The organism is Streptomyces plumbidurans (genome assembly GCF_019857225.1).
Lineage (GTDB): Bacteria > Actinomycetota > Actinomycetes > Streptomycetales > Streptomycetaceae > Streptomyces > Streptomyces plumbidurans.
Window position 1 is genome coordinate 1 of sequence record NZ_JAFJSY010000142.1, and the last position, 8070, is coordinate 8070.

Consider the following 8070-nt stretch of genomic DNA (forward strand, 5'->3'; position numbering starts at 1 on the left):
CCAAGGTCGTCGCGCTGGGCGGCGGCATGGGCCTGTCCGCCTCGCTCGCCGCGCTGCGCCGGATCACCGGCGACCTCACCGCCGTCGTCACCGTCGCCGACGACGGCGGCTCCAGCGGGCGGCTGCGCGACGAGCTGGGCGTGCTGCCGCCCGGCGATCTGCGCAAGGCGCTGGCCGCGCTGTGCGGCGACGACGACTGGGGCCAGACCTGGGCCCGCGTCATCCAGCACCGCTTCCAGTCCAAGGGCGACCTGCACGAGCACGCGGTCGGCAACCTCCTGATCGTCGCCCTGTGGGAGCAGCTCGGCGATCACGTCCAGGCGCTCGACCTGGTCGGCAGGCTCCTGGGGGCGCACGGACGGGTGCTGCCCATGTCCGCCGTGCCGCTGGAGCTGCAGGCCCTGGTCAGGGGGCACGACCCGGACCGCCCCGAGGAGACCGACCTGGTGCGCGGCCAGGCGACCGTGGCGCTCACGCCCGGAGAGGTGCAGTCCGTGCACCTCGTGCCGCACGATCCGCCGGCCGTTCCCGAGGCCGTCGAGGCGGTCCTGGACGCCGACTGGGTCGTCCTCGGCCCGGGCTCCTGGTTCTCCTCGGTCATCCCCCATCTGCTGGTGCCCGACCTGCTGGACGCACTCGTGCAGACGAAGGCGCGCCGGGTGCTCTCACTGAACCTCGCCCCGCAGCCCGGAGAAACCGAAGGCTTCTCCCCGCAGCGTCATTTGGAGGTTTTGGGACGACACGCCCCTAAACTCGCCCTGGACGTGGTGCTGGCCGACGAGGCTGCCGTGCCCGACCGCGAGGACCTCACCGAGGCGGCCAAGCGGCTCGGGGCAGCGGTCGAGCTGGCGCCGGTGGCCCGGAGCGACGGAACTCCGCGGCATGACCCGGAGCAGCTGGCCGCCGCGTACGACCGTATTTTTCGGATGCATGGAAGGATCGGCCCATGGCGATGACGGCAGCGGTGAAGGATGAGATCTCCCGGCTCCCCGTCACCCGTACCTGCTGCAGAAAGGCGGAGGTCTCCGCCATTCTGCGGTTCGCCGGCGGCCTCCACCTGGTCAGCGGGCGCATCGTGATCGAGGCGGAGCTGGACACCGCGATGGCGGCGCGGCGCCTGAAGCGGGACATTCTTGAGATCTTCGGCCACAGCTCCGAGCTGATCGTGATGGCCCCGGGCGGACTGCGGCGCGGTTCGCGCTACGTCGTCCGGGTCGTCGCCGGCGGCGACCAGCTGGCCCGGCAGACCGGCCTGGTGGACGGCCGGGGCCGCCCGATCCGCGGTCTGCCGCCGCAGGTGGTCTCGGGGGCCACCTGCGACGCGGAGGCGGCCTGGCGCGGCGCCTTCCTGGCCCACGGCTCACTCACCGAGCCCGGCCGTTCCTCCTCCCTGGAGGTGACCTGCCCGGGCCCCGAGGCGGCGCTCGCCCTGGTCGGCGCGGCCCGCCGGCTGTCGATCGCCGCGAAGGCGCGCGAGGTGCGCGGCGTGGACCGCGTGGTCGTCCGTGACGGTGACGCGATCGGTGCCCTGCTCACCCGCCTCGGCGCGCACGAGTCCGTGCTGGCCTGGGAGGAGCGCCGGATGCGCCGGGAGGTCCGCGCGACGGCGAACCGTCTCGCCAACTTCGACGACGCCAACCTGCGCCGCTCCGCGCGTGCGGCCGTCGCCGCGGGCGCCCGTGTGCAGCGCGCGCTGGAGATCCTCGCCGACGAGGTTCCCGAACACCTCGCGGCAGCGGGCCGGCTGCGCATGGAGCACAAGCAGGCATCGCTGGAGGAGCTGGGTGCGCTTGCCGACCCGCCGCTGACCAAGGACGCCGTGGCCGGCCGTATCCGCCGACTCCTCGCGATGGCCGACAAGCGCGCCCAGGACCTCGGCATTCCGGGCACGGAGTCCAGCCTCACCGAGGAGATGGCCGACAACCTGGTGGGCTGACCGGGGCCGTTCGTCCGTCCCGAGGCCGACAATCATGCAACTCGCCGGTGCCGGCGCCCACTTGAGGGCGCGGGCACCGGCGTTTTCCCGTCCCGTGGGAGTGCGCGGGGCTGCACCCCGACCGCAGCACCGGCACCTGGTACAGCAGGGTGAACTCCGTGGTCAACGGTGACCACCTCACCGTAGTCAAAAGGGGTGATCGGGGTTTTCCGTCGGGCGGTCCGTACCCCTACTGGCGGGTACGGACCGCCTGCCCGTGTATGCGGCATCTCGATGTCACCGCGAGGGCCCGCGGGAGGTAGGGTCGGGGGTGGTCGGGGACATCCCAAACAGAGCTCGCCGGCACCGCATGGCCGGCGTACCAACGAGGAGATCGGTTCGTGACGATCCGCGTAGGCATCAACGGCTTCGGTCGTATCGGTCGCAACTACTTCCGCGCGCTGCTGGAGCAGGGTGCAGACATCGAGATCGTGGCTGTCAACGACCTGGGTGACACCGCGACCACCGCACATCTGCTGAAGTACGACACCATCCTGGGCCGCCTCAAGGCCGAGGTGTCGCACACCGCCGACACGATCACCGTGGACGGCCACACCATCAAGGTCCTCTCCGAGCGCAACCCCGCCGACATCCCGTGGGGCGAGCTGGGCGTCGACATCGTCATCGAGTCGACCGGCATCTTCACCAAGAAGGACGACGCCGCGAAGCACATCGCCGGTGGCGCGAAGAAGGTCCTCATCTCGGCCCCGGCCAAGGACGAGGACATCACCATCGTGATGGGTGTCAACCAGGACAAGTACGACCCGGCGAACCACCACGTCATCTCCAACGCCTCCTGCACCACCAACTGTGTGGCGCCGATGGCCAAGGTGCTCGACGAGAACTTCGGCATCGTCAAGGGCCTGATGACGACGGTGCACGCGTACACCAACGACCAGCGCATCCTGGACTTCCCGCACAAGGACCTGCGCCGCGCGCGTGCCGCCGCCGAGAACATCATCCCGACCACGACGGGTGCCGCGAAGGCCACCGCCCTGGTCCTGCCGCAGCTCAAGGGCAAGCTCGACGGCATCGCGATGCGCGTCCCGGTCCCCACCGGCTCGGCCACCGACCTGGTCGTGGAGCTCGCGCGCGAGACCACCAAGGACGAGGTCAACGCCGCGTTCAAGAAGGCCTCCGAGGGCGAGCTGCAGGGCTACCTGTCCTACACCGAGGACCAGATCGTCTCCTCGGACATCGTCAGCGACCCGGCGTCCTGCACCTTCGACTCCTCCCTGACCATGGTCCAGGAGGGCAACACGGTGAAGATCCTCGGCTGGTACGACAACGAGTGGGGCTACTCCAACCGCCTCGTCGACCTCACGGTCTTCGTCGGCAACCAGCTCTGAGCTGATCCACGCAGCAGGCAACTCGATGTGAACGCAGGGCTCGGGCGGCGCAGGGACGCGCCGCCCGGGCCCTGACTCACGTACACAGCAGCCCTCGTACGATCAGAGCACCCTCACCAGGAGCCCTTATGAAGACGATCGACGAACTCCTCGCCGAAGGAGTGGCCGGCAAGCGGGTCTTCGTCCGCGCCGACCTCAACGTGCCGCTGGACGGCACCACCATCACCGACGACGGCCGCATCCGCGCCGTGCTGCCCACCGTCAAGGCCCTTGTGGAGGCGGACGCCAAGGTCGTCGTCGCCTCCCACCTGGGCCGCCCCAAGGGCGCCCCGGACCCGGCCTTCTCCCTGCTGCCCGCCGCCGAGCGCCTCGGTGAACTCCTCGGCGCGCCCGTGGCGTTCGCCCAGGACACCGTGGGCCCCGCCGCCCACGACGCCGTGGACGGCCTCCAGCCGGGCCAGGTCGCGGTCATCGAGAACCTGCGCTTCAACACGGGGGAGACCTCCAAGGACGACACCGAGCGCGGGGAGTTCGCGGACCGCCTGGCCGCGCTCGCCGATGTCTACGTCGGCGACGGCTTCGGTGCGGTGCACCGCAAGCACGCCTCGGTGTACGACCTGCCGGCCCGGCTGCCGCACTACGCCGGCTACCTCATCGCCACCGAGGTCGGCGTCCTGAAGAAGCTCACCGACGAGGTCCAGCGGCCCTACGTGGTCGCGCTCGGCGGCGCGAAGGTCTCGGACAAGCTCGCAGTCATCGACCAGCTGCTCGGCAAGGCGGACCGCATCCTCATCGGCGGCGGCATGGCGTACACCTTCCTCAAGGCCAAGGGTTACGAGGTCGGCGCGTCCCTGCTGCAGGAGGACCAGATCCCGGCCGTTCTTGAGTACATCGAGCGCGCCGAGAAGACCGGCGTGGAGCTGGTCCTGCCGGTCGACGCCGTGGTCGCCCCCGCGTTCCCGGACCTGAAGACGAAGGCCCCGGCCGACGCGACCACCGTCGCCGCGGACGCCATCCCGGCCGACCGGATGGGCCTGGACATCGGCCAGGCGTCCGGCAAGCTGTACGCCTCGAAGATCACCGACGCCGCCACCGTCTTCTGGAACGGCCCGATGGGCGTCTTCGAGCACCCCGATTTCGCCGAGGGCACCAAGGCGGTCGCCCAGGCACTCCTCGACTCCCCGGCCTTCACGGTCGTCGGCGGCGGCGACTCCGCCGCGGCCGTGCGCCTCCTGGGCTTCGACGAGACCGCATTCGGCCACATCTCGACCGGTGGCGGCGCCTCCCTCGAATACCTCGAGGGCAAGACGCTCCCCGGCCTCGCCGCACTGGAGGACTGACTTTTGAGCACGCGCACGCCGATCATGGCGGGCAACTGGAAGATGAACCTCAACCACCTCGAGGCCATCGCGCACGTCCAGAAGCTCGCCTTCGCCCTCGCGGACAAGGACTACGAGGCCGTAGAGGTCGCCGTCCTGCCGCCCTTCACCGACCTGCGCTCCGTGCAGACCCTGGTCGACGGCGACAAGCTGAAGATCAAGTACGGAGCCCAGGACATCTCGGCGCACGACTCCGGGGCCTACACCGGCGAGATCTCCGGCCCGATGCTGTCCAAGCTGAAGTGCACCTACGTGGTGATCGGCCACTCCGAGCGACGGCAGTACCACAACGAGTCCGACGAGCAGGTGAACGCCAAGGTCAAGGCCGCCTACAAGCACGGTCTGACCCCGATCCTGTGCGTCGGCGAGGAGCTGGAGGTGCGGGACGCGGGCAACCACGTCGCGCACACCCTCGCCCAGGTCGAGGGCGGCCTCAAGGACCTCCCGGCCGAGCAGGCCGAGTCGATCGTGATCGCCTACGAGCCCGTGTGGGCCATCGGCACCGGCAAGGTCTGCGGCGCCGAGGACGCGCAGGAGGTCTGCGCCGCCATCCGCGGCAAGATCGCCGAGCTGTACACGCAGGAGCTCGCCGACCAGGTGCGCATCCAGTACGGCGGCTCCGTGAAGTCCGGCAACGTCGCGGAGATCATGGCCCAGGCCGACATCGACGGCGCGCTGATCGGCGGGGCCTCACTGGACGCCGACGAGTTCGTCAAGATCGTGCGCTTCCGCGACCAGTGACACGAGCTGGGAGTATGCGGTAGCGGCGATACGTCGTACCCTTGCGGGGGCACAGCCCTGGTGCTGTGCCCCCGTCGTTCATCCGAATCCGAGAGAGTTGGTCCAGCCGTGGTTTTGGGGTTCTCGATCGCCCTGATCGTCTTCAGCCTGCTGCTGATGCTGCTGGTGCTGATGCACAAGGGGAAGGGCGGCGGCCTCTCCGACATGTTCGGTGGCGGCATGCAGTCGTCCGTCGGCGGCTCCTCGGTCGCCGAGCGCAACCTGGACCGCATCACCCTGGTGATCGGTCTGCTGTGGTTCGCGTGCATTGTCGTACTCGGCATCATCATGAAGACGAACAGCTGAGCAGCAACGCACAGACCACACCCGCATTCCGCACGTAAGGCCCCATGTCCGGTACGCGCAACTGAGCGCGGCCTATCATGGGGCTTGCGTCTGGGTACGGAGGTTGTAACTCCAATCACTGGACGCGCGTTGGGCCTTACGTAGACTGAGGCGCTCGCAACGAAGCGACACGCCGACTCGCTTCGCGGCACCATCACGCAGGGAGTTACACCGTGGCAAGTGGCAACGCGATCCGAGGAAGCCGGGTCGGGGCGGGGCCGATGGGCGAGGCCGAGCGCGGCGAGTCCGCGCCGCGTCTGCGCATCTCCTTCTGGTGCTCGAACGGGCACGAGACGCAGCCCAGCTTCGCCAGCGACGCGCAGGTTCCCGAGACCTGGGACTGCCCGCGCTGCGGCTTCCCGGCCGGGCAGGACCGGGACAACCCGCCGGACCCGCCGCGCACCGAGCCCTACAAGACGCACCTCGCGTACGTCCGGGAGCGGCGCAGCGACGCGGACGGCGAGGCGATCCTCGCCGAGGCGCTCGCCAAACTGCGGGGCGAGATCTAGAAGTTGACGACCGGCCGGGTGCCCAAGAGGTGCCTGGCCGGAGCTGTTTCGCGCCCGCCCGGCCGATCGCCGCCGGACCGATTGTCAGTGCTGCCCTCTACGGTTTGTGCATCGGGCAACCGTGAGGGGGAGTTGTGGCGACGGTCCAGGAGACGGGTGCGCTTGCGCCCGCGTGGCGTGGGGGATTCGGGCGGCTGTGGACGGCCGCCGTGGTGTCCCGGTTCGGGGACGCGCTGCGGGGCGCCGCGCTGCCCCTGCTCGCCGTCTCGCTCACCGACCGCCCCCTGCTGGTCGCCTCGGTGACCGCCTGCGGCTATCTCCCGTGGATCGCCTTCGGACTGCTGGGCGGCGCGGTCGCCGACCGGGTGGACCAGCGCCGCGCCATGTGGACGGTCGACGCGCTACGAGGGCTGCTGGTCGCCCTCTTCGCCGTGGCCGTCGCGCTCGGTCACGCCTCCATCGCGCTGCTCATCGTGCTCGCGTTCGCCCTGACCACGCTTCAGACCCTCTTCGACAACGCCGCGACGGCCCTGCTGCCCGCCCTGGTGGACCGCGAGGCACTCGGCAGTGCCAACGCGCGCCTGATGACCGGGCAGAAGATCGCGGGCGGACTGCTCGGGGCGCCCGCGGTGCCGCTGCTGATCGCGGCGGGCGCCGCCGTGCCCTTCGCGGCCGACGCGGCAACCTTCCTGCTGGCCGCCGCCCTCGTCTTCGCGCTGCGGACCGAGGCGCCCGAGCACGCTCCGAGACCGGCGGGCGGCGCCCTGCGCCAGGAGATCGCGGACGGGCTGCGCACCCTGTGGCGCGACCGGGCGCTGCGCGGGCTGTGCGTCGCCTCGTCGCTGTGCAACATCGGCATGGGCGCGCTGATCGCCACGCTGGTGCTCCTGGTGACCGGCTGGCTGGACGCCGGCACGACCGGATACGCGGTCGCGGCCACCGCGTACACCGTGGGCGGTCTGGCCGGGGGAGCGGTGAACCGGCGGATCACCTCGCGTCTCGGGGCGCCGCGGGCCGTGCTGCTCGCCGGCTCCGTGCAGATCAGCGCCCTGGTGCTCATGGGCGCGGTGCGCAGCCTGATCGCGACGGCGGCCGCCCTGGCGGTCTTCGGCCTCATGGGCATGGTGTGGAACGTCAACACCACGACCCTGATGCAGCAGCGCGCGCCCGCGGACATGCTGGGCCGGATCAGCTCCGCCTTCCGCACCCTCGCCGTCGCGGGGGCTCCGCTGGGCGCACTCCTCGGCGGGGCCGTGGCCACCGCCTGGGGAGCCAACACCCCGGCGCTGCTCGCCGCCGTCTTCTTCGTCCTGTCCGTCCTCGCGCTGATACCCGCCGGCAAGCCGGACGTACCTGTTGTTGCGCCGGACGACGACGCCACGACGGCTCGCGCCCCGCGCTGATCAATTAGGTTGGAACAGCTGGGACTGGCACGAAAGAAGGCTGACGTCGGACATGAACGCAGACGGCCGTAACAGGCTCAACCGGACGCCCGAGTGGACCGCGCTCGCCGAGCACCGCGAGGAACTCGCCGGCACCCATCTCCGGGAGCTCTTCGCCGCCGACCCGGGCCGCGGCACCGGATACACCCTCCAGGTGGGCGACCTGTACATCGACTACTCCAAGCACCTCGTCACCGACAAGACCCTGCGGCTGCTGCGCGAACTGGCCGCCGCCACCGATGTGTTCGGGCTGCGGGACGCCATGTTCCGCGGGGAGAAGATCAACACGAC

The 8070-nt window shown here is 70.4% G+C and carries 9 protein-coding genes; all 9 read left to right on the top strand.

Annotated elements, in window-relative coordinates:
* On the top strand, positions 1-956 hold a 956-nt coding region (locus JYK17_RS39710), incomplete at its 5' end, for a gluconeogenesis factor YvcK family protein (protein ID WP_222812288.1).
* A complete protein-coding gene (whiA, locus tag JYK17_RS39715; RefSeq protein ID WP_108013537.1) occupies positions 947-1936 on the top strand; it encodes a DNA-binding protein WhiA in 990 nt (329 codons plus the stop codon). The genes JYK17_RS39710 and whiA, both read left to right, overlap by 10 nt.
* A 380-nt stretch (positions 1937-2316) precedes the next feature.
* Entirely contained in the window at positions 2317-3324 is a 1008-nt protein-coding gene (gene gap / locus JYK17_RS39720) for a type I glyceraldehyde-3-phosphate dehydrogenase (protein ID WP_108013538.1), read from the top strand.
* A 128-nt stretch (positions 3325-3452) separates the two neighbouring features.
* Positions 3453-4664: a phosphoglycerate kinase gene (locus JYK17_RS39725; RefSeq protein ID WP_222812289.1), complete on the top strand. Its 1212-nt coding sequence runs from the start codon at positions 3453-3455 to the stop codon at positions 4662-4664.
* 3 nt (positions 4665-4667) lie between these two features.
* Entirely contained in the window at positions 4668-5444 is a 777-nt protein-coding gene (tpiA, locus tag JYK17_RS39730) for a triose-phosphate isomerase (RefSeq protein ID WP_108013540.1), read from the top strand.
* Positions 5445-5552: 108 nt separating this feature from the next.
* A complete protein-coding gene (gene secG / locus JYK17_RS39735; protein WP_108013541.1) occupies positions 5553-5789 on the top strand; it encodes a preprotein translocase subunit SecG in 237 nt (78 codons plus the stop codon).
* A gap of 260 nt (positions 5790-6049) precedes the next feature.
* Entirely contained in the window at positions 6050-6337 is a 288-nt protein-coding gene (locus JYK17_RS39740) for an RNA polymerase-binding protein RbpA (RefSeq protein WP_007448238.1), read from the top strand.
* A gap of 134 nt (positions 6338-6471) precedes the next feature.
* Positions 6472-7740, top strand: coding sequence for an MFS transporter (locus JYK17_RS39745; RefSeq protein WP_222812290.1), 1269 nt, complete (start codon positions 6472-6474; stop codon positions 7738-7740).
* Between the two features lie 52 nt (positions 7741-7792).
* Positions 7793-8070, top strand: a 278-nt coding sequence (locus tag JYK17_RS39750) for a phosphoglucose isomerase-related protein (protein ID WP_504739993.1), incomplete at its 3' end; no start/stop codon positions are given.

What these genes read in the sequence shown, in the direction of transcription:
- whiA (WP_108013537.1), top strand. Translation starts at nt 947, where the DNA reads ATGGCGATGACGGCAGCGGTGAAGGATGAGATCTCCCGGCTCCCCGTC.
- JYK17_RS39725 (WP_222812289.1), top strand. Translation starts at nt 3,453, where the DNA reads ATGAAGACGATCGACGAACTCCTCGCCGAAGGAGTGGCCGGCAAGCGG.
- JYK17_RS39740 (WP_007448238.1), top strand. Translation starts at nt 6,050, where the DNA reads ATGGGCGAGGCCGAGCGCGGCGAGTCCGCGCCGCGTCTGCGCATCTCC.